We start from the raw sequence: 21,802 nt of genomic DNA, 5'->3' as shown, positions 1-21,802 counted from the left end.
CGGAGGATCTATGGCACTGAGTGCATCCACCACCCTTCCCCACGGCGTCGACAGCGTCACCGCAGTCTTCACGAACGAGGACTTCCAGCGCCACACCAGCGAATACGTCGGCGGCAGCCTCGAGTCCTTCACCGTGGTGGGCGACATTGCCGGAGAGTTCAGCACGACGTCCGTGCGCACCCTCCCCACGACGCGTCTGCCGGAAATCGCCCGCAAGTTCGTCGGCGAGAGCCTCAAGGTGACCCAGGTGGAAAACTGGGAAGCTCCGGCAGCCGACGGTTCGCGCCAGAGCACCATCTCCCTGAAGATCGCCGGCGCGCCGATCGACGTGTCCGCGGTCCAGCGTCTCGTTGCTGACGGCGGCAGCACGCGGGTTGAACTCGAAGGCAACGTCACGTCCTCCGTGCCGTTCCTGGGCGGCAAGATCGCCGACGCCGCCGAGCCCATGGTGGGCAAGGCGCTGAACATCCAGTCGCAGCAGGCCCAGGCCTGGCTCGAAAGCCACTAGTCCTGTGGACGTCCCAGCCTTCCTTGCCCTGGTCCTGATCGTTTCGGGCGTGTGGTCCCTGGTGGTGTGGCCGCAATTCCTGCGCCGCGTCATGAAGGACCCGCGGGCACGGGACGGCGCTGGCAAGGCCACGAAGTTCCTCACCGTCCACGTGGTCCTGGTAACGGTATCCATGGTGTTGGGTGCCGCCACGGCCGCCATCGGAATCGCGGCGCTCGTCGGCTGAGCGGCGCGGGCTAACCGGCTCCGGCAGGCCTCCCTGCATCGGGGTGGTCTGGTTGAGCGGGTCGAAAGGGTTTCGATCCGCTCAACCAGAAGGCCTCGGCGGACTTTCGCACGTCAGATAAGCTGGGTACACATGGTGCGCCGGGAAGTCTGGTCGGCAAGACGTTAGCCGATCCCTCGAGGAGCTCCAATGACCAAGCCGTCCCTCCCGTCCCGTAAATTTCCCTCCCGGCAATTCCGCGTATTCAGCCGCTCCACCTACCCCGAGTACCTCCGCATTGCCGCGATCCTCCGGACGGAGACAGTCGGCGGCGCGCTCCTCCTGGTCGCCACTGCTGCCGCCCTGGTCTGGGCCAACTCCCCAGCCGCGAACGCCTACTTTGGATTGCGCGACTTCAAGGTTGGCTACGAGCCCTGGCACCTGCAGCTGAGCCTGGGGCACTGGGCTTCCGACGGACTGCTCGCACTGTTCTTCTTCATTGCCGGCCTGGAACTTAAGCGCGAGTTTGTCTCCGGCGACCTGCGCCAGCCGTCCCGGGCGGTCGTCCCGGTAACGGCGGCAGTAGGCGGCGTTGCCGCGCCGGCCATCATCTACTCCGTCATCGTCTGGAGCCAGGGGGCCGAGGCCCTGAGGGGCTGGGCGATCCCCACCGCCACCGACATAGCATTCGCGCTGGCAGTGCTCGCCGTCATCAATACCCACCTCCCGGCGGCGCTGAGGACATTCCTGCTCACCCTCGCCGTGGTGGATGACCTGATCGCCATCGGGATCATTGCATTCTTCTACTCCACCGGGCTCCAGCCGGCCCTGCTGCTCGCCGCCCTGGTCCCGCTGGCACTCTTCGCCTGGCTGGTGCAGAAGCGGGTCACCCACTGGTACCTGCTCCTGCCGCTGGCGGCGGCCACGTGGGGCCTGGTGCACGCGTCCGGCATCCATGCCACGGTGGCCGGCGTCCTGCTCGGCTTCACCGTTCCGGTGGCTGCCTCGCGGCGGGACCTCCGCCACCCGGGGAGCACCACCGGCGACATCAATGACGACGGCATGACTTCCGACGGCGGCGGCACCGGCATGGCCGAACGCCTGGAACACCTGCTCCGGCCACTGTCTGCAGGTTTTGCGGTGCCTGTCTTCGCGTTCTTCTCGGCGGGCGTTGCGCTCGGCGGCGCCTCCGGCCTGACGTCCACCCTGGCCGACCCCGTGGCCGTGGGCATCGTGGCAGCACTGATCGTGGGCAAGGCCCTTGGCGTCTTCGGGGCAACACTCCTGGTCACGAAAACCACCCGCGCGCAGCTCGACGACGGCCTGAAGTGGGTCGACGTCGCCGGACTGTCCCTCCTGGCGGGCGTAGGCTTCACGGTCTCGCTGCTGATCGCCGAACTGAGTTTCGGCTCGGGCTCAGCCCGGGACGACCACGCAAAGGTGGCCATCCTGGCCGGTTCACTGACCGCCGCGGCGCTGGCCGCCGTCGTGCTTAAGGCCCGCAACAGGCACTACCGGCGCGTGGAAGAGATGGAGGCGCGGGACGACGACGGCGACGGCGTGCCGGATGTCTTCGAACGGTCCGAACAGGACGGCTAGTTCAGGACCGCCAGGTCCGGGCAGGACGGCTAAAAAGGTGCGGTCAAGCTGCCTGGTTCAGGGCATCCTCGGCCGCAACCCAGGAGATCATGGCGCACTTCACCCTCGCAGCGTAGCGGGCCACACCCTCGAAGGCAGCGGCATCGCCCAGGATTTCGGGGTCGGCGGGGATTTTTCCCCGGGACCGCAGGACCTCGCGGAAGTTCCCGATCACCGAGCGGAGTTCGTCCACGGTCATGCCCTCGGCCAGCTCGCTCAGCACGGAGGCGGAGGCCATGGAGATCGAGCAGCCGGCCCCGTCCCACGCCAACTGCGTGACCGTGCCGTGGTCAACGGCCACGCGCAGGGTGACCTCGTCGCCGCACACGGGGTTGAGCTGGTGAGACTGACCGGTGGCCGCGCCGTCCGGGACAGCCGTTGCGGCCAATCCGCTGCCGTGCCGGGCCTTGGAGTGGTCAAGGATAATCTGCTGGTAAAGCTGGTCGAGGCTCATGCTCAAGTACCTGTCGTCGGGATCCGGGGCTAGGCCCGGAAGTAGGCGCGGACTCCGGACACTGCGTCCAGGAATTCGTCCACGTCGTCGGTGGTGTTGTACAAGTAGGCGCTGGCCCGGGTGGTGGCCGTCAGTCCCAGCCGACGGTGCAGCGGCTGCGCGCAATGGTGGCCCACGCGGACCGCAATGCCGCGCGCATCAAGGAACTGGCCGACGTCGTGCGCGTGGACACCGGCAACGTCAAAGGCCGCCAGGCCGATGCGGTCCTGGCCGGCGGCCGGACCCAGCACACGGACGCCGTCGATGGCTTCCAGGCCTGCCACCATCCGCTGGCCCAGCTCGGACTCCCAGCGGTGCACCCGGTCGATGCCGGTTTCCGTCAGATAATTGACCGCGGCGGCAAGGGCCACTGCCTGCGAAATTTTCTGCGTCCCGGCCTCGAACCGTTGCGGCGCGGGGAGGTACTCCGCGCGTTCCATGGTCACTGTGGTGATCATGGAACCGCCGGTCAGGACCGGCGGGAGCACGTCCAGGAGCTCCTGCTTGCCGTAAAGCACTCCGACGCCGGTGGGTCCCAGCATCTTGTGGCCGGAAAACACGGCGAAGTCGACATCCAGCTGCTTGACGTCCAGGGCAAGGTGCGGTGCCGACTGGCAGGCATCCAGCACCACGAGGGCGCCCGCCCGCCGGGCGAGGGCGACGAGGTCGCTGACCGGGTTGATGGTCCCCAGCACGTTCGAGGCGTGGGTGAACGCCAGCAGCCGGGTGCGCTCCCCCAGGATTTCCGCCGCTTCATCCATGCGCAGCACCCCGGCGTCGTCCAGCGGGATGTGCCGCAGCGTGGCACCGGTCCGGTAGGCCAGTTCCTGCCACGGGATCAGGTTTGCGTGGTGTTCCATTTCGGTGACCACGATTTCATCGCCCGGTCCCAGGGCGAGGTCCCGCAGCTTGGCGTCGCCGCGGCCCTGGGCTGCCCACAGTGAGGCGTTCGACAGAGCGTAGCTGATGACGTTGAGGCCCTCGGTGGCGTTGGAGGTCCAGACGATCTCCTCATAGGCCGCCCCGACAAAGTCGGCGACGGTCTGCCGGGCATCCTCAAACACCTCGGTGGCCTCCACGGCAAGGTGGTGGGCACCGCGGTGCACGGCAGCGTTCCGCTGCTCATAAAATTCCTGTTCCGCCTCGATTACGCTCAGCGGATTCTGCGAAGTTGCGCCGGAATCCAGATAGATGAGCGGGCGGCCGTTGACCGTCTGATTCAGCACGGGAAAGTCGTTGCGGATCCGCAGGACCTCGGCATTGTCCATCGCAGAAAGGGCACGCGTCAGCGTGGTTGGCGTTGATACTACGGCCAATGGGACTCCTTGGGTGCCTCGAGGTACCTCTCAATTGTCCCACAGCACGTTTGGGGCGCAGCAGGGCACGAGCCGGCCTGCCTGATCGGGGCGCACGTTCCGGGATACCTGATGAGGCGCACGCAAAAGGGCCCCCGTCGCTGCGGGCCGCCCTATTCACGCCGTCGGATATTCACTTGTTGCGGACCCGCTACTTTTAAGGACCGGCGACGGCTGGGGGGAGAGCCTCGGTCTCAGAAGGCTCTGACGTCGCCGGCCCCGCCTTACCCGGACCCGAGGGCCGGAAATCTGGTGCGAGACCTGGAAAAATCTGGTGGCAGCTTCGGGGGGAGATCAGCCCTGCTTCCGCTGCCACTAATAGTTAATCGCGTACCGGCGCCCGCGGCACGAGTATCATGTACTCGTTTTTCTGAGTACTCAACTACTGGTTCCCGCAGGTAGCCATGCCCGGCGCGCAACCGCGCGGATTTTGCCCGGAGGGGCCAGAAAAAAATCAGCTTGGGAAGCGTGCTACTTCTTCGGAAGGGCAAGCGCGAGCTCGTCACGCCGGCGGACGCCGAGCTTGACGTAGCTGCGGTACAGGTGCCCCTCGACGGTCCGCACGGACACCATCAGCTGCTGCGCGATCTCGCGGTCGGAGAGGCCCTGCACCGCCAGCTCAACGATGTCCCGCTCCCGGCGGGTCAGGTGGACACTGGGGACCGAGGCCACAAACGGGCTCTCCCGGAAGCGCTCCCCGAGCTCTTGGTCGCATTTCTCCCGGTGCGCGATCGCCTGGCGGGCTCGGCGCCGCTCCCCCGCCGCGTCCAGCAGGGCACCGGCCCTGGCGTACGCCTCGCGCGCCAGGTTCAGCAGGCCCGCCTCCTCCAGGGCGGCGGCCGTGTCCATGAGGACATCGGCGTCTTCCGAGGCCCAGGCCTGGGCGAGCTGCCGCCAGCCGGCAGCCCACCGGCCCTCAACGGTAGCGGCGAGGGCGGCGAGTTCCTGCGCCAGAGAATGCTCGCCAAGATCCGAGCAAAGGATGAGGCACTCCATCCTGGTTCCTGGATGGTCGGTAACTGACTCGGACCCCGCGAGCTCACGGAGCCTGTCCAGTCCGCTGCCCTTCCGGTCAAGGTATTCAGCCGCGGCGGCCGCATAGGCTTCCGCGACTGCGTCGCAGCCGGGTCCGCTCGCGTGCCTGGCGGAGATGAAGTCCTGTTCGAGCCGCTTCGCCTGGGCGGTGTCGCCCAGCCGTGCAGCGGCGTAGAAGGCAAGCGACGAGCCGAACCTGAATTCCTGCAGCGGGTCATTGACCCGAAGCGCCTCGACAGCGGGCAGGAGGACCTGGTAGGCGCGCTCCAGCTGCCCCTGCCGCAGCAGTCCAAGGCCTCGCAGTGCCTGGATACCGCCGCCAAAGGTCGAAGCGCCCTCGGTGCGCTCAGCCGGGTATCCGGACAGTTCATGTTCGGCCGATTCCCAGTTGCCGGCAGCGAGGGTGCTGATCGCCAGTCGGGTCAGGACAAACTCATTGAAGAAATAGAGGCCGCCGCTGAGCGCGTGCAGGAAGGGGCCGGCCGCCGCCGCAGCGGCGTGGGCCTGGTGTGACCGGCCGGCAGCAACCAGCGCCTGGGCAAGCAGGGCCTGCGCCACGGCGTGCAGTGTTGCCTCAACGCCGGATGCAGTCTCCGGATCCGTGGTCCCCAGCGCCGCGACGACAGCACCAATGCCTTCATGGTCCCCGGCGGCCGCCATCTCCAGCAGTTCGTGGATCCTGTCCTGCCACGCATCGTCGGGGGCGATTCCGGCCTCCTCCAGCTGGTGGCGCGATTCAGCCCGGAGCGACGGCACGGACTTTCCCAGAGCCATGTGGGATGACGCCCTGAGCATGAGCACCTGCGGAGCTTCCGGATCCCCCGCCAGATCAAGCCAGCAGCCGTCAAGGAGTTCGGCGGCCTCGCGGTACTTCCCTTCATTGAAGTGGGCCCGCGCTGTGATGGAGAGCGCGTGGGCCTGCAGCACCGGTGCACGCACGTGACCGGCCATGAGCCGGGCGCCGGCATTATTGAACGTGGTCGCAGCCAGCAGGCCGGCGTTCAGAAGGTCCCGGTCGGGCACCTCCAGGCCGCACTCCAGCGACCATTGGACCAGCCGCAGCCTGCCCTCAGCGCTTGCGGCTGCGGGGTCCAGGTGGGCGTCAAGCTTCTGCCGTAGCTGCAGGCTCCGCGAGACGGACACCTGGCGCCGCGTCGATTCGCCCAGGATGGCATGGGTGAGCCGCAACTCGGTATGCGTCGCGGTTGATTCGCTCACCACCTGGTTATCCAGCAATGAACGTACGACGCCGGCGCCGCAGACGTCCTCGATCAGGCCCCTGGGCACCGGCTCCGCCAGGGCGATCATCTTGAGCGCATCCTGTTCCTCCGGCGTTCTCCGGAGGAGATCCTTGGCCACGAGATCCGAAAGCCTGGGTCCGTCGGCCGGCAACGGTCCGAGCAGCACCCAGATCCCGTTCCGCTGGACCAGGGTTCCGGCGGCTGTTGCGTCACTCAGCAGGCAATCGAGGAGCAGCGGGTTGCCGCCCGAAGCGGACCACAGCGACTGGACGGTGCTCACGGGAACAGTCCCCTGGAGAGTGTGTTCCACTACCTCCCTGACCTGCTCGCCGTTGAGCGGCCGGAGATCGATGCGTTCGGCCAGGCCGTCATACCAGAGCTGGTTCAGGGCCTGGGGCAGGCCCGGCCGCGGCCGTCCGGCTGCCAGCACGGTCGCCCAGCCTGCCGACGTCATGTCTACCACCATGCTGGCCGTGGCGTCGTCGAGGTGGTGGGCGTCGTCCACCACCAGGAGCACCGGGGCGTCGTTGCCGCCTTTGAGGCCGCCGCCCTTCAGCTCCTGGAAGTGGGCCCAGACGGCCCGCAGCACCGCGATCGGCGAGTCCGCTTCCTCCGGGGCGAGCCCGGACGTGTAGGGCGCCAGCACGCCGTAGGGGACCTTGGCCAGAGAGGAGCTGCCGTGGATGCGGAGCACGGTCATCTCTGCCGCCAGCTTCTCCCGCACGGCGTCCGTCACCGATGTCTTTCCCACGCCGGGGCCTGCCATCAGGTAGACCGCCTGGCTGGCACGGCTGCGGATTATGGTGCAGACATGCTCTATCGCTTCACGGCGGCCTGTGAGCTGGCGGAGTTCGGATTCCGCTTCTGCACCGCGGCCATTGGACGAGCCGCCGTGGGACGAAGGGTTGGGCGACGCGCTGTTTGATGGGGAGCTGTTAGACGAGGCCAGGCAGATCACCCCTGGATGTCACGCCGAGCTTGGTGAACACCTGGTACAGGTGGCCCTCCACCGTTCGGACTGATACGCCCATCTCCAGGGCGATGTCCCGGTTGGATACGCCCCTTCCGGCCAGCCGGGAGATCTGGCGTTCACGTGCGGTAAGGAGCGGGCTGCCGCTGCTGGGAACGATCGGGAGGCTGGGCACCGTGGCGGTGAGGCTGTCCAGCCGGGCCTGGGCAACGCGGGCGGAGGCAGAATCGCCGGAGTGGCGGGCAAAGTCTACGGCGAGCGCAACGCACCGGGCCTCAACGGCGTCGAGCTCCAGTTCGGCGCACAGGTGCGCGCCTTCCAAAAGAACCTTGGCGTCCTTGGTGCGGGTGCCCACGGCGATGAGGCGTGAGATCTCGGCGAGGGTACCTTGGCGGTGGCCCGCCACCTCCTCCATCAGGCGGAAGTCCTCATCGGTCCCGTTCACGGTCGCTCCGAGCAGGCTGATGCCCGCCAGCGTGTACCGGCCGGCATCGATGTCGCGGTGTGCTGCCTCGAGCAGACGCTTCACGGCGTCGGTGTCCCCCAGCCACCGCCCCGCCATGTCCGCACAGAACTCGGTGACGAACACGGTGCCAAAGTTGCAGTGGCCGCGCACCCCGTGGAGCTTGTCGAGGTATTTGTGCGCCTGCCCGGCGTTGCCGATCTGGGCGTAGGCGAAGGCCGTGGCGGCGTAGGCGGCCTGCAGCATGTTCAGCACCGGGCGGAGCTCGAGCTGGGCGACGGCGGACAGCAGCGAATCCAGGGCCGCCGCACCACGGCCTGAGAAAACGTAGGCGATGCCGGCGGCCAGCTCCGTGGCAGATGTCCGGTAGGCCAGCCGGCGCTCCTCCTGCCCCTTGGGCGGCCCGACGAGTTCCAGGCACCGTTTCCACTGGCCGGCCTGCAGCAGCACGTTGAACGCCGTCATCGCGAACCGTTCCCGCAGGCCGGTCAGCGGACCCGCATCCGAGAGCTGCCCGCCGACCCGGCGCATGAGCTGGAGGGCGTCCATTTCCCGGCCGACCGCCGACAGGGCGAGCATCAGGAGCAGTGCTGCCTGGATCCTGAAGGCCGGGTCCTTGTTGACCGCCGGGTCGGAGGCTTTCTCCAGCTCGCCGATCATGGAGTCGTAGTCGCCGATGAAGGACTTGTATTCAAACTCCGCCAGGGCAATGACGTTGGCGGCCGTGCCAAGCGGATCGGGCCAGCTGGATGCCACCCCTGCGCCAACGCCAAGCCGCTTGCGGGCCGCCGCCAGCTCGTCCGGCACCTGGCCGCACAGTTCCGGCAGCCACACCATGACCCGGCTCTTGGCTGCCACCACGCGGGCGAAGGCCTCCTCACTGAGCGCATCCAGCTGCACCCGGGAAATGTCCTCCAGCGAGGCCATGGCCTGCAGCGGCAGGTCGAGCAGCAGGTACGCAGTCGCCTTGTGCAGCTGCGCTTCCACCCAGACGTCGTCGGTCTTCTTGATGTCTTCAACGCAGGAGATCGCGAACCGCGGGTCAAAGAGCAGCACCGCCGCCTCCGCTGCGGCCACCGCCATGGCAGGGCTGAGCTCGGCCTGGCACTCCTTGGTCCAGGCGGCGAACTCGATCCGTTCCTCCATGGTCAGGGCGGACAGCTCGGGTTCGTGGCCGCCCAGCAACAGGGTCCGGAGTTCACGACGGCGGGAGATGCTTAGCCAGGAGCGCACCACGTCCCCAAGGTACTGTTCCCGCAGGGAGACCCAACGGTCCCCGGTGTCGGCCACCGTCAGCAGCCCGGCGTCCTCCATGTCGGCCACGGTGGCTGTGCCGTAGATGTCGGTCAGCCTGGTCAGCGGGACACGCCGTGCACAGGCAAGCATCTCAATGACTTCGCGGGTTTTCGGCTCTTCCCGGGACCAGCGGGACCGCACGATGTCATCCAGGCTGGTGGCGCCGTCGAGCACCACCCTGTCCCGCAGGGTCCAGACGGAATCCGATAGGACGAGGTTTCCTGACTGCTGCTGCTCCGTGACGAGCGCCTTCAGCAGGAGCGGATTGCCGCCCACGATCGAGTGGTAGGTGCTCACGAGCGAGGCCGAGACCCGGTGGCCCAGCAGGGTCAGCAGCACCTGCCGGGTCTGCAGTTCGTTGAGGTTGTCCAGCCGAACTTCCGTCAGCCGCCGGTCGGTGAGCAGCCAGTGGAAGTCCGCCGGAAGGTCGCTGGTGCTGGGTGCGATGGCGATGACGCGGGCGGTGTGCGTCAGCATGATGTTCAGGATGACGCCGGCACTCATGTCATCGATCTGGCCGGTGGTGTCCAGGGTGATGACGCAGTCGCGGCCCGCGGCGTCGGACCGGATCAGGGAGGTGATGCCCTGGAGGATGGCGGTGGGTGAAGCCATCGCGGACTGCGGAAGCCTCGCCAGGAGGAAGGCGAGGCAGCCGTACGAGGTTTGTGAGCCGGACAGGGGGCTGCGCAGCTGAAGCGCCCAGACGTCGGGACCGAGCTCGGCTACGGCGGTGCGGGCGAGCGAGGATTTCCCCACACCGCGGGCACCGGTGATAACTACGCCCAGGGACTCAGGATCTGTCAGCGCAGTGCGGATGGCGTCAAGGTCTGCGCTCCGCGCCGGAACCGACCATCGTTGGAGGTCCGTCCCGCCCGCGACGCCCGCCGGTCCCGCCAGCACGCCCGCCGTAGACCCACGTCCCCAGCTCAGTGGCTCAATTGACATGAACTTTTCCTTACATCCCGCCAGGCAGGATAAAGGCTCCATCGCCTCCCCCGCTTAGAAAGTAGACTACCCCGTTACTTTGCAGGGATATAGGGCACTGCGTTCACATTTCGCAGACCTTGATGCGAGCTTGAGGGTTGGGGCGGCGGGGAGGAGACACCGTGGCGAAGGGCGTTACACCCTGGCGGTGTGGAACTGCTGCTGCGCGGCCGTCAGCCCCTCCCTGATGAGGAGTTCGACGGCGTCGGCGGCGTCTTCGAGCAGGAAGGGCAGTTCCTTCTTTTCCGTGGTGCCGAAGTCCCTGAGCACGTAGTCGGCGGTGTCCATCCGGCCCGGCGGCCGGCCGACCCCCACCCGGACGCGGATGTAGTCCTTGGTGGCGAGGGCCTTGGAGATGTCCCTGAGACCGTTGTGCCCTCCCTCACCGCCGCCGATCTTCAGCTTCACCGTATTAAAGGGGATGTCAATCTCGTCATGGACGGCCACCACGCGGGACGGCCCGACGTCGTAAAACCTGGCAAGTGCGGACACCGGACCGCCGGAGACGTTCATGTACGTGCCAGGCTTGGCGAGCACCACGCGGGGACCGCCGATACCCAGCCGGCCTTCTAGGACCAGGGCCCTGACCTTGTGCGCCTTGAACTTCCCGCCGATCCGTCCGGCCAGCCCGTCCAGCACCATCTGGCCGACGTTGTGCCGGTTGCCGCTGTACTCGGGTCCGGGGTTGCCAAGGCCTACGATCAGCCAGGTGTCAGTCATGAATCAATCCTAAGGCGGGGTTTGCACGCAAGTGGGGCAGTGACAGCAGTGGCCGGGCCCAGAAAGGACCCGGCCACCGGTCCGCGCTGTCTGTAACGCGGGAAGGGTTGTGCGCGAATTACTCGGCAGCAGCTTCTTCGGCCGGAGCCTCTGCTGCGGCGGCTTCCTCGGCTTCGCCCTCTCCTTCGGCCGCTGCCGTGGCCTCGGAGACGTTGACGACCAGAGCCTCGGCGTCGGTCAGCAGGACGGCACCCTTGGGGAGCACGAGGTCGGAGGCGTGGATGTGTTCGCCGGCGGCGCGGCCCTCGATGTTGACCTCAACGGACTCGGGCAGGTGGGTTGCCTCGGCCTCGAGGGAGACGACGGTCAGTTCCAGGTTGTGCGCGGTGCCCGGGGCGGTTTCACCGGAAAGGTGCACGGGAACGTCCACGGTGACCTTCTCGCCCTGGCGGACGGTCAGCAGGTCGATGTGCTCGATGATCTGCTTGATGGGGTCGCGCTGGACGTCCTTGACGAGGGCCAGGTGGCCTTCACCGTTGAGGTCCAGGGACAGCAGGGCGTTGGCCGTGCGGACAGCCAGGGTGGTGGCCTTGGCCGGCAGGGTGATGTGGATGGGCTCTGCGCCGTGGCCGTAGATCACGGCGGGGATCTGGCCGGCGGCGCGGGCGCGGCGGGCGAAGCCCTTGCCGAATTCGGTGCGTGCTTCTGCTGCGAGCTTCTGCTCAGACATGTGAATCTCCTGGTGGATTGTTGGTTCAGCAAGGGCGGAGGTCTGGAGTGACCTTCAACGCCGGGCGGCCCGAAGGCGGCCCCACCAGAAGGGTGATTCAGACCCAGTCGATAACGGAGACCAGCAGTCCGGTGTTCCGGAGGTGCTCTCCCTCGCCAAGGTATCGAAAAAAGCTTACCAGTGCCTGGCCCGTTTACTGAAAACGGTCCCCACCAGCCCCCTATGCTCGCTCAGGGAACCCGGCTGGCGTGGGCCCAGTTCAAGCAGCGCCGTTAGGCGTTGCCGTCGAAAAGGCTGGTGACCGATCCGTCGTCGAACACTTCCCGGATGGCCCGGGCGATGAGCGGCGCGATGGACAGCACGGTGAGCTCGGGGAAGCGCTTGTCCACGGGGATGGGCAGCGTGTTGGTGACCACCACTTCGCGGGCGCCGGACTCGGAGAGGCGCTGTGCAGCCGGATCGGAGAACACCGCGTGCGTGGCGGCAATAATGACGTCCTTGGCGCCGGCGTTCTTGAGCACCTGCACAGCGCCGGAGATGGTTCCGCCGGTGTCGATCATGTCGTCGATGAGCACGCACGTGCGGCCCTCGATCTGGCCCACCACGGTCTTGGACACGGCCTGGTTGGGCACGGTCAGGTCGCGGCTCTTGTGGACGAATGCCAGCGGCGCGCCGCCGAGTCGTTCGGCCCACTGTTCAGCCACGCGCACGCGGCCAGTGTCCGGGGAGACCACTGTGATGTTGTCGGCGCTGACGCGGGTGCGGATGTAGTCCGCCAGCAGCGGGATGGCCATGAGGTGGTCCACCGGGCCGTCGAAGAAGCCCTGGATCTGCGAGGTGTGCAGGTCCACGCTCATGATGCGGTCGGCACCGGCTGTCTTGTACATGTCGGCCACGAGGCGGGCGGAGATGGGCTCGCGGCCGCGGCCCTTCTTGTCCTGGCGCGAGTACGGGTAGAACGGCGAAACCACGGTGATCCGCTTGGCCGAGGCACGCTTCAGCGAATCGATCATGATCAGCTGTTCCATGAGCCAGTTGTTCAGCGGTGCGGGGTGGGCCTGGATGACGAAGGCATCGGTTCCGCGGACGCTCTCCCCGGCGCGGACGTAGATCTCGCCATTGGCGAAGTCGTAGGCGTCCACAGGCAGCAGTTCCGTGCCCAGCTCCTTGGCGATCTCCCGGGCAAGCTCCGGGTGTGCACGCCCTGCGGCGAGCACCAGTTTCTTCTCGCCGTGAGCCGTAATTTCGGTCATGGTTGCTAGCCCTCTTCTGTAGATGCGGGGGAATTTGAGGAATCGGTGCGGCCTTCGCGGGCCGCGGCGGCTTCTGCCAGTTTCGCGGACAGCGAGCCGGGGCGGTTGGCGGCCACCCAGCCTTCGGCGTTGCGCTGTGCTGCCATGGACAGCGCCAGGGCACCGGCGGGCACGTCCTTGCGGATCACGGCTCCGGCGCCGCTGTAGGCACCGTCCCCCACCGTGACCGGAGCGACGAATACTGTGTTGGAGCCGGTGCGCACGCCCGAGCCGATCACCGTGCGGTGCTTCTTCTCGCCGTCGTAGTTGGCGGTGATGTTGCCGCAGCCGATGTTGGTGTCCTCGCCGATTTCAGCGTCCCCGGCGTAGCCCAGGTGGGACAGCTTGGAGCCGCGGCCGATCCTGACGTTCTTGGTTTCGTAGAACGCGCCGATCTTGCCCGTCTCGCCCAGGACCGTTCCCGGGCGCAGGTAGGTGAAGGGGCCAACGCTGGCTCCCGCGCCGATCTCCGCGCCGGAACCGTGGGTGCGGGTCACCTTGGCGCCTTCCCCGATGCTGACATCGGTCAGCGTGGAGTCGGGGCCGACGACGGCGTCCCGCGCCACCGTGGTGGCGCCGTGCAGCTGGGTGTTGGGCAGGATCCGGACGTCCTCCGCCAGGGTCACCGTGGAGTCGATCCAGGTGGTGGCGGGGTCGACGACGCTAACCCCGGCGCGCATCCAGGCTTCCACGATCCGGCGGTTGTGCTCGGCGCCGAGGGCGGCGAGCTGGACGCGGTCGTTGGCGCCTTCGACCTGCCAGCGGTCGGCGGTGACGACGGCGGCCACGCGGCCGCCTGCCTCGCGGGCCAGCCCGAGGACGTCGGTCAGGTACTTTTCGCCCTGCGAGTTGTCGGTGGTGACGTGGCCGAGGGTGTCCCGGAGGACGGCAGCGTCAAAGGCGTAGATTCCGGAGTTGATCTCATGGATCGCACGCTCGGCGTCGGTGGCGTCCTTGTGCTCGCGGATGCCGGTCACGGTGCCGTCTTCGCCGCGGAGAATGCGGCCGTAGCCGGTGGCGTCGTCCAGGATCGCGGTGAGCACCGTGATCGCGTTGCCCTCGCGCTCGTGGGTGGACACCAGCTCGGAGAGCATTTCACCAGTGAGCAGCGGAACATCGCCGTAGGTGACCACGACGGTCCCGGCGACGGGCTCCTTGGCGTCAAGGGCTTCGAGGGCAAGCTCGACGGCGCGTCCGGTGCCGGGAACTTCGTCCTGGTCCACGATCAGGGCGTCCGCATCGAGTTCGGTGAGGTGGGCTGCGACGCGGTCGCGCTCGTGCCGGATCACCAGGGCCAGCCGCCGGGGGCTGATGCTGCGGGCGGCAAGCAGGGCGTGGCCCACCATGGAACGGCCGCCGATTTCGTGGAGGATCTTGGGGGTACGGGATTTCATCCGGGTACCGGCACCTGCAGCTAGGACGATAACGGCGGCTGGGCCGGATTTCTCGGGGCTCACGTACGGGCTCTCCTTGCTCGGTTGCGCTGTACTGCATCCGCGGCTGCCTGCGCGGCGGTGTCCGAACCTGTGCCCGGAACCGGCAACAGGGTTCATCCTACTGGACACCTCTGATGCAGCTGTTCCGCCCATAGGATTCGAACCTATACTCCACGGCTCCAAAGGCCGGGGTGCTGCCATTACACCAGAGCGGACCATGCCCGGCACTAAGCCTGGGCACGAGAACCAATTCTGCCACGAACGTTGACGCTCGTGCGACCTCGGCGCATCCGGTGCGCCGAGGTCGGCTCGGGCAGCGCGCCGGGACCGGCCGCCACCCCTGCCGGCCCCTTGGCATAAGGCATGATTGGACGGTGAGCAACAGCACAGGGCCAACTGACGGTCCGGGGAACCTGCCAGCAAGGCCCGAAGCAGCGGCGGGGCGCATCCCCCGGTCGCGGATGACCGGACCCCAGCGCCGGTCCCAGCTCATCGAAGTAGGGCGGGCGCTGTTCGCGATGCGCGGACTGGACGGCACCACCATCGAGGAGATCGCTGCTGCCGCCGCCGTTTCCAAGCCTGTGATCTACGAGCACTTCGGCTCGAAGGAGGGCCTGTACACGCAGGTTGTCGAGTACGAGTTCCGGATCCTGCTCGCCGACATCAACAACGCCCTGGCCGACGAAGCCAAGCCGCGCGTCCTCGTGGAGCGCGCCGCCCTGGCCTTGCTCACCTACATCGAGGAACGCATCGACGGCTTCCGCATCCTCATGCGGGACGCTCCCCCGTCCCAGCCCGAAGGCGCCTTTTCCACGCTGCTCTCCCACGTGACAGCCCGCGTTGAACACATCCTGTCCGACGAATTCGCCCGGCGCGGGTTCAGCGCTGCCGACGGCGCCATGTACGCGCAGATGCTCGTAGGCATGGTGGCGATGACGGGCCAATGGTGGCAGGACGCCCGCCAGCCCGACAAGCGAGCCGTGGCCGCCCACCTGGTCAACCTCGCCTGGAATGGCCTGACCGGCCTCAAAAAGGACCCGGAACTCCGCAGCGAGGCCTGAGTTCGCCCTATTCGCCGAGGACTTCTGACGCCTCTAGCCATTCGAATTCGAGGGCGTCCTTTTCGTCGGTCAGGTCCTTCAGTTGCTTGTTGAGGTCGCCAAGTCGGTCGAAGTCGCCATCGTTGGTGCTGGCGGCCATTTGAACGTGGATCTTCTCTTCCTGCTGGGCGAGCTTGTTGAGCTGGCGCTCCACGCGGTTGAGGGACTTGCGGGCCTCGCGCTTCTCGGCTTCGGAGGGACCGGCGGGGGCTGCTTCCCCGCCGGCTGACGGGCCCGTGACGGGGTTTCCGCCGCCGGTGACGGTGGAGCCGGCGAGGGCGTTCTCGCGGAGTTCGAGGTACTGGTCGACGCCGCCCGGCAGGCCGCGGATCTTGCCGTCGCCCAGCAGGGCCATCTGGTGGTCGGTGACGCGTTCGAGCAGGTAGCGGTCGTGGCTGACCACCACGAGCGTGCCCGGCCAGCCGTCCAGGACGTCTTCGACGGCGGCGAGGGTGTCGGTGTCGAGGTCGTTGGTGGGTTCGTCCAGCATCAGCACGTTGGGCTCGCCCACCAGCAGCCGCAGGAGCTGCAGGCGGCGCCGCTCGCCGCCGGACAGGTCGCGGACGGGCGTCCACTGCTTCTGGTTGGTGAAGCCGAGCTGCTCCACGAGCTGGCCGGCGGTGAACTCCTTGCCGCCCACGTTGAAGGACCGCTTTTCGCGCTCGATGACCTCGATGACGCGCAGGTCGGCGACGTCGTCGAGCTCCTTGACCTCCTGGGTGAGGACGGCGGTGACCACGGTCTTGCCCTTCTTGACCTTTCCGGCCGACGGCTGGATTTCGCCGTTGAGCAGTTTCAGCAGCGTGGTCTTGCCGGCGCCGTTGACGCCCACGATGCCAAGCCGCTCCCCCGGCGCGAGCCGCAGCGTGATGTTGTTGAACAGTTTCTGCCCGGCCTTGCCGCCCAGGAAGTCGAGCGAAACGTTCTCCAGGTCCAGCACGTCCTTGCCCAGGCGCGCGGTGGCCATCTTGCTCAGGGCCGTGGCGTCACGCGGCTCCGGAACGTCGGCAATCAAGGCGTTGGCCGCTTCGATCCGGAACTTGGGCTTGGACGTCCGGGCCGGGGCGCCGCGGCGCAGCCAGGCGAGTTCCTTCTTCACCAGCTGCTGGCGCTTGCTTTCGACGACGGCGGCCGTGCGGTCCCGCTCGGCGCGGGCCAGCACATAGGCGGCGTAACCGCCGTCGAACGGGTCAACGATCCCGTCATGGACTTCCCAGGTCTTGTTGCAGACTTCGTCGAGGAACCAGCGGTCGTGGGTGACCACGAGGAAGGCCCCCTGATTGGGCCGCCACCGGGTCTTCAAGTGCCGCGACAGCCAGGCCACGCCCTCGACGTCCAGGTGGTTGGTGGGCTCGTCGAGCATGATGACGTCGTGGTCCTCGATGAGGAGCTTGGCCAGCGCGACGCGCCGCTTCTGGCCGCCGGACAGGGCGTGCACGTTGGCGTGCCAGTCGACGTCCGACACCAGTCCGCCCATGATTTCGCGGATCTGGGGGTTCGCGGCCCACTCATGGTCGGCCTTGTCGCCGACAATCGCGGCACCCACCGTCAGGTCGGCGTCAAGGACGTCGCTCTGGTCCAGGTAGCCAACGTTGACGTCCCCGCGCTTGGTGACCCGGCCGGAATCCGGCGTGGACCGCAGCGCCAGCAGCCGCATCAGCGTGGACTTGCCGTCGCCGTTCCTGCCCACCATCCCGATCCGGTCGCCCTCTTCAAGCCCAAGGGTGATGCCGTCCAGAACGGTGCGGGTTGCGTACGAGACCTTGAGGTTCTCGCCGCCGAGCAGGTGTGCCACGGGGAACTGCTTTCTGCTGTGAAGGTAAAAGGTATTAAAGGAGCGTATCGGAGATGATGCGGGCCCCGGGCACCGGGCCGTGGACGGCCCGGGCGTTGAGGCCCTTGTGCTCCAGCTCCCCGGCGAGGTTCTCCGCCGCTTCTGGATTGTGCGCCAGCAGGGCCACGGTGGGTCCGGAGCCGGAAACGATCCCGGCAATGGCTCCGCAGGATTCGCCGAGGCCAAGGGTGTCCCGGAGCCCGGGGGCGAGTTCGATGGACGCCCGCTGGAGGTCATTGACCAGCACCCTGCTCAGGGCGTCGGCGTCGCCGCTGCGCAAGGCCTGCAGGATCTTCGGGTCCACCGCCGTGGGCTCCTCGACGTCCAGGCCCTCGGCGTCGCGGAGCCGGTCCAGCGTGCGGAATACCTCCGGCGTGGACAGCCCGAACTCGGCCGTGACCAGCACCCAGTCCATCTGGGCCTTTGCCAGGGCAGGCGACAGGTCATCGCCCACGCCCAGCCCCACGGCCGTGCCGCCCAGCAGTGCGAAGGGAACGTCCGCCCCGAGCTCGGCGGCCAGCTGGGCGAGTTCGTCCCGGGACAGGCCGCTGTTCCATAACGCGTCGCACGCCAGGAGCGTGGCCGCAGCATCCGCAGAGCCGCCGCCCATGCCGCCGGCCACGGGAACCCGCTTGGTGATTTCAAGGTGCACGCCGGTGGCGTGTTCTGACACATCGGCCATGATGGCGGCTGCCTTGTAGGCGAGGTTCCGCTCGTCGAGCGGGATGTCCACGCCGTCGAGGTCCAGCGTGCTGTCGGGACTGATGCTGACGGTGATGCCGTCGGAATCTGTGCTGGTGGCCGCTACTTCCTCGTACAGCGACACAGCCAGGTAGACGCTGGCCACGGAGTGGTAGCCATCCGGGCGCAGTGGCCCGACATCCAGCGAGACGTTTACTTTGCCCGGGGCCTTGACCCGGACGGTCCTTGCCGCAAAGCGCCCCTTCAGGCCCCGGACCGCCATCAGGCGTCCGCGGCCGCGCGGGCTTCGGCGATCCTCGCGAACGCGGCGATGTCGATCACTTCGCCCCGCGCGGTGGGGTCGACCCCGGCCGCGACCAGGCAGCGTTCCGCTTCGGCGGCACTGCCGGCCCACCCGGCCAGGGCTGCGCGGAGTGTCTTGCGGCGCTGCGCGAACGCAGCATCGATGACGGCGAAGACCTCCTCGCGGCTGGCGGTGGTGGCCGGGGGCTCACGCCGGGTGAAGGCCACGAGGCCGGACTGGATCTTGGGTGCGGGCCAGAAGACGTTCATGCCGATGACGCCGGCCTTGCGCATGCTGCTGTACCACGCGGCCTTGACCGAGGGCACGCCGTAAATCTTGGAGCCGGGGTCAGCGGCGAGCCGGTCGGCAACTTCGTCCTGGACCATGACGAGGCCGTGCCGGATCGACGGGAAGTACTGCAGCAGGTGGAGCACCACCGGCACCGCGACGTTATATGGCAGGTTGGCGACGAGGGCTGCGGGCTCGGCCGGCAGCTCCGTCACCTTCATGGCGTCGGCGAGGACCAGGTGGAAGTCGCCGGCGGAGTCGGGCCGCCATTGCCGGATGGTTTCCGGCAGCTTCGCAGCCAGGACGGGGTCAATTTCGACGGCGACCACCGCCTTGGCGGCGTCGAGGAGCCCCAGCGTCAGCGACCCCAACCCGGGTCCGATTTCGAGGACCGTCTCCTCCGGGCCGATGCCGGCGGCGGCCACGATCCGGCGGATGGTGTTGCCGTCGATGACGAAATTCTGGCCAAGTGTCTTGGTGGGGCGGACGCCGATCTCCCCGGCCAGCCTGCGGATATCGGAGGCACCGAACAGTGGAGCGGGCGCAGTGCCGGAGGCGGCGGGGGTCGGGTCAGTCACCTAGGTATCCTATCCCGGCGTTCCAGATGGAACGGGGCTCAGTGTTCATCAGGGCCGGTCACCCGTAGGGCAGGAACGGCGAATGCCGGGCCCGGAGGTTCCGGGCCCGGCATTCGCGGCCGTCGCGGCTGTGGTCAGCTGCCGCGGTGGCGAGGGTTTACTGCGCAGGATTATCGCGCCAGGTGGCTGGCTGGCGCCGGTGGCTAGCTGCTGGCGGCCCAGCCGCAGCCCCATGGCTGGAGGCCGCGCTCCGCATAGATGCGGTTGGCAATGTCGATCTGCTGCGCCTTGGACGCCTGGCTGGCGTTCGGTGCGTAGGAGCCGCCGCCGGCTCCGATCCAGGTCTGGATGTCGAACTGCAGGCCGCCGTAGTAGCCGTTGCCGCTGTTAATGGACCAGTTGCCGCCGGATTCGCACTGGGCGATCTTGTCCCACATGCCCACGTTCATCATGGCCGGGGCTGCGGCCCCGGTGTTCCCGCTGTCCGCCTCCGCGGCTGCTGCCGGCTTGGGCTCTTCCTTGGTGCCGACCGTGATCTTCTCGGTTACCGGCTCTCGGGTGGTGGTCTTGGAGACGAGCGTCCGGGAGGCCTCGCGGCCATCGACGAGGAGGAGCTTGTAGGTGAGGGTGGTCTCGCCGGGAATGCCTTCCTGGGTGACTTTCTCTTCACCCTTGGGGAGGGAGGCACTGTCCGTGCTCAGCGTCTGGAACGCGACATCTTCGGTGACGGTGGCGGTCTTGCCGACCACGCGGGACACCTTGATCACCATGTTGTTCACCACCGGGGCGTGTGCCGGCTGCGACGTCCGGTCAGCGGCGGCGAGCCGGATCCCGGCGTCCTTGAGGACCTCGCCGACGTTGGCGGCCGTGGTGGTGGTCTTCCTGGCCTTGCCGTCGGCGATGATGCTGACGGTCTTCGGCGTCGAGATGGCCACGAACGAACCGTCCACGGCCAGCTGCGCGTCCTTCGGCACGGAGAGCTCCGAAGAACTGGCCACGCCGAGCTGGGTCACGAGCCCGGCCACGTCCTGCGCCGTGGTGCTCACGGTCTTCTCTGCACCGTCCAGGCTGACCTTCACGGCCTTCGCCATGTTCACGTTGATGACGGAGCCGTTCTGAACATTGGCATCGAGTGCGGGAGAGACGCGGTCGGCCGGGTGCAGCTCGACATTCGCGCTCTTCACCACCTGTTCAACGGTGCCGCCGAAGGTCTGGACGGAGCTTACTTTCCCGTCAACGTTCAGGGTGACTGTCTTGTTGTTGCCCACAAAGGCAACGAGCCCCAGCACGAGGGCGGAGAGCACCACCAGCTGCGTGCCGACCTTGATGAAACTGAACTTGCCGTCTGACGTGAAGAAGTTGACCACGATTGCCCGTAACTTTTGAGCCATCCGGGCACGGGGAAAAACGCACAGAGGGACCCCCAGCGGACACCGAAGAGGTGGCTCCGGGCAGACCGGAGCAGGCCGCAGGCATGTGCGTCGCCACACTCACATGGCAGGGCATCCGAAGGCGCCCTGCCTGTCACGAAAGTGAGTTACATCATCCGGAGGCCTTCCCCGACCCCGGCTAATAGTTTTTCACTGTAACCGAAGCGTTATAAACCATCCAAAATATTTGCCTACCAGGTATGTATATCCCGGCTTATTAGCCGCGGAGTCCTAGTCCCAGGATCCGTACGCCCGCACGGTATTTGCGCTGACTAGGCCACAAAGCTCGGCCAGGTCCGTTCCTGTCAATTCCGCCATGGCCCGCACGGTGTACGGCACCATGTAGCTGGCGTTGGGGCGGCCGCGGTGCGGGTGCGGAGTGAGGAACGGCGAGTCGGTTTCAACCAGCACCAACTCCGGATCGGCCACGGCGAGCGCCTCCCTGAGGTTGGTGGCGTTCTTGAAGGTCAGTGTCCCTGCGAAGGACATGAACCATCCTTCGCTGTTGCAGATCTGGGCAAGCCCTGCGTCTCCGGAAAAGCAGTGGAAAACAACCCGTTCCGGGGTGCCTTCCTCGCGCAGGACCTGGACCACGTCGTCGTGGGCGTCGCGGTCGTGGATCTGCAGGGTCCGGTCCAGCCGCTTCGCGATGTCAATGTGCCGGCGGAAGGAGTAGCGCTGATGCGCCAGCCCCTCCCCTTCCGTGCGGAAGAAATCCAGGCCGGTTTCGCCGATGGCGCGCACGCGGGGGTGGGCGGCAAGCTCCTCGATCTCCGCCAGGGCGTCCTCAAGCTCACCGCGGGCAGCGTAATCCGGCGCATCGTTCGGATGCAGGGCCACCGCCCCCAAAAGGCGCGGATCCAGATCGACGGCGCGCACGGTAAACCTCGAGGATTCGAGATCGCAGCCCACCTGCACGGCGCCGCAGACACCCACGGCTTCGGCTGCATCGAGGGCAGCGGCGATGTCCACCCGGACATCGTCAGTCGGAAAGTCCAGGTGCGTGTGGTTGTCCATCACGGGAACGGGCAACGGTTCGGGCGCCGGCGGGAAACCCCGCTTGCCAGAACCGTCGCTGCCGGGAGCCCGGTAGGGCCCGGGAGTCAGGGAATGCCGCATTCCTCCAGCCTAGCGGCCGCCCCGGCTCGGTATTTCCCACCTCACCGGCTGCGCCTTTCCCGCTTAGCATCACCCGGAGACTACGCTCGGCATTCCCCGGAG

General features: G+C 67.3%; 17 protein-coding genes and 1 tRNA gene. 4 read left to right on the top strand and 14 right to left on the bottom strand.

All coding sequences use genetic code 11. The features are described from left to right. Nucleotides 1-10: 10 nt before the first annotated feature. The 3 genes from QFZ23_RS07595 to nhaA all read left to right on the top strand — a co-directional run bounded on the left by QFZ23_RS07595 (nt 11) and on the right by nhaA (nt 2,312). On the top strand, nt 11-508 hold the full coding sequence (locus QFZ23_RS07595; protein ID WP_306921796.1) for a DUF2505 domain-containing protein: 498 nt from the start codon (nt 11-13) through the stop codon (nt 506-508). Nucleotides 509-512: 4 nt separating this feature from the next. Beyond that, nucleotides 513-734 carry an SCO4848 family membrane protein gene (locus QFZ23_RS07590; RefSeq protein WP_306921795.1) on the top strand — a complete coding sequence of 74 codons (222 nt, stop codon included), beginning with the start codon at nt 513-515 and terminating at the stop codon, nt 732-734. 189 nt (nt 735-923) lie between these two features. After that, nucleotides 924-2,312, top strand: coding sequence for a Na+/H+ antiporter NhaA (gene nhaA, locus QFZ23_RS07585; protein ID WP_306921793.1), 1,389 nt, complete (start codon nt 924-926; stop codon nt 2,310-2,312). Nucleotides 2,313-2,355: 43 nt separating this feature from the next. Here the strand turns inward: nhaA and sufU are convergent, their stop codons facing one another. The 9 genes from sufU to QFZ23_RS07540 all read right to left on the bottom strand — a co-directional run bounded on the left by sufU (nt 2,356) and on the right by QFZ23_RS07540 (nt 14,581). Continuing rightward, nucleotides 2,356-2,805, bottom strand: coding sequence for a Fe-S cluster assembly sulfur transfer protein SufU (sufU, locus tag QFZ23_RS07580; RefSeq protein WP_306921791.1), 450 nt, complete (start codon nt 2,803-2,805; stop codon nt 2,356-2,358). A gap of 29 nt (nt 2,806-2,834) precedes the next feature. Next, complete coding sequence (locus tag QFZ23_RS07575) at nt 2,835-4,160, bottom strand: SufS family cysteine desulfurase (protein ID WP_306921789.1); 1,326 nt, start codon at nt 4,158-4,160, stop codon at nt 2,835-2,837. A 510-nt stretch (nt 4,161-4,670) separates the two neighbouring features. Then, a complete protein-coding gene (locus tag QFZ23_RS07570) occupies nt 4,671-7,433 on the bottom strand; it encodes a LuxR C-terminal-related transcriptional regulator (protein WP_373427858.1) in 2,763 nt (920 codons plus the stop codon). Then, entirely contained in the window at nt 7,411-10,149 is a 2,739-nt protein-coding gene (locus QFZ23_RS07565) for a LuxR C-terminal-related transcriptional regulator (protein ID WP_306921785.1), read from the bottom strand. Before QFZ23_RS07565 ends, QFZ23_RS07570 begins: the two co-directional genes overlap by 23 nt. A gap of 174 nt (nt 10,150-10,323) precedes the next feature. Next, nucleotides 10,324-10,908 carry an aminoacyl-tRNA hydrolase gene (gene pth / locus QFZ23_RS07560; RefSeq protein ID WP_306921783.1) on the bottom strand — a complete coding sequence of 195 codons (585 nt, stop codon included), beginning with the start codon at nt 10,906-10,908 and terminating at the stop codon, nt 10,324-10,326. A gap of 118 nt (nt 10,909-11,026) precedes the next feature. Continuing rightward, on the bottom strand, nt 11,027-11,638 hold the full coding sequence (locus QFZ23_RS07555) for a 50S ribosomal protein L25/general stress protein Ctc (protein WP_306921781.1): 612 nt from the start codon (nt 11,636-11,638) through the stop codon (nt 11,027-11,029). A 272-nt stretch (nt 11,639-11,910) separates the two neighbouring features. Further along, nucleotides 11,911-12,891, bottom strand: a complete 981-nt coding sequence (locus QFZ23_RS07550; protein ID WP_306921778.1) for a ribose-phosphate diphosphokinase — start codon at nt 12,889-12,891, stop codon at nt 11,911-11,913. 5 nt (nt 12,892-12,896) lie between these two features. Further along, nucleotides 12,897-14,387: a bifunctional UDP-N-acetylglucosamine diphosphorylase/glucosamine-1-phosphate N-acetyltransferase GlmU gene (glmU, locus tag QFZ23_RS07545; RefSeq protein WP_306921776.1), complete on the bottom strand. Its 1,491-nt coding sequence runs from the start codon at nt 14,385-14,387 to the stop codon at nt 12,897-12,899. A gap of 122 nt (nt 14,388-14,509) precedes the next feature. Beyond that, a tRNA-Gln gene (locus tag QFZ23_RS07540) sits at nt 14,510-14,581 on the bottom strand. A gap of 246 nt (nt 14,582-14,827) precedes the next feature. Here QFZ23_RS07540 and QFZ23_RS07535 point away from each other — a divergent pair. Continuing rightward, the gene (locus QFZ23_RS07535; RefSeq protein ID WP_306926732.1) at nt 14,828-15,427 is read left to right on the top strand and encodes a TetR/AcrR family transcriptional regulator; all 600 of its coding nucleotides are present in this window, start codon (nt 14,828-14,830) and stop codon (nt 15,425-15,427) included. Nucleotides 15,428-15,434: 7 nt separating this feature from the next. Here the strand turns inward: QFZ23_RS07535 and QFZ23_RS07530 are convergent, their stop codons facing one another. The 5 genes from QFZ23_RS07530 to QFZ23_RS07510 all read right to left on the bottom strand — a co-directional run bounded on the left by QFZ23_RS07530 (nt 15,435) and on the right by QFZ23_RS07510 (nt 21,700). After that, a complete protein-coding gene (locus QFZ23_RS07530) occupies nt 15,435-17,261 on the bottom strand; it encodes an ABC-F family ATP-binding cassette domain-containing protein (RefSeq protein WP_306921774.1) in 1,827 nt (608 codons plus the stop codon). A gap of 34 nt (nt 17,262-17,295) precedes the next feature. Beyond that, nucleotides 17,296-18,264 carry a 4-(cytidine 5'-diphospho)-2-C-methyl-D-erythritol kinase gene (locus QFZ23_RS07525; RefSeq protein WP_306921772.1) on the bottom strand — a complete coding sequence of 323 codons (969 nt, stop codon included), beginning with the start codon at nt 18,262-18,264 and terminating at the stop codon, nt 17,296-17,298. Next, nucleotides 18,264-19,151, bottom strand: coding sequence for a 16S rRNA (adenine(1518)-N(6)/adenine(1519)-N(6))-dimethyltransferase RsmA (rsmA, locus tag QFZ23_RS07520; protein WP_306921770.1), 888 nt, complete (start codon nt 19,149-19,151; stop codon nt 18,264-18,266). Before rsmA ends, QFZ23_RS07525 begins: the two co-directional genes overlap by 1 nt. A gap of 203 nt (nt 19,152-19,354) precedes the next feature. Further along, on the bottom strand, nt 19,355-20,542 hold the full coding sequence (locus tag QFZ23_RS07515) for a resuscitation-promoting factor (protein ID WP_306921768.1): 1,188 nt from the start codon (nt 20,540-20,542) through the stop codon (nt 19,355-19,357). A gap of 270 nt (nt 20,543-20,812) precedes the next feature. Beyond that, nucleotides 20,813-21,700, bottom strand: coding sequence for a TatD family hydrolase (locus tag QFZ23_RS07510; RefSeq protein WP_306921765.1), 888 nt, complete (start codon nt 21,698-21,700; stop codon nt 20,813-20,815). Between the last annotated feature and the right edge of the window lie 102 nt (nt 21,701-21,802).

The organism is Arthrobacter globiformis (genome assembly GCF_030818015.1).
GTDB lineage: Bacteria > Actinomycetota > Actinomycetes > Actinomycetales > Micrococcaceae > Arthrobacter > Arthrobacter globiformis_C.
The sequence above is the reverse complement of the archived record's forward strand: the minus strand, read 5'-3'. Positions and strand labels throughout refer to the sequence as shown.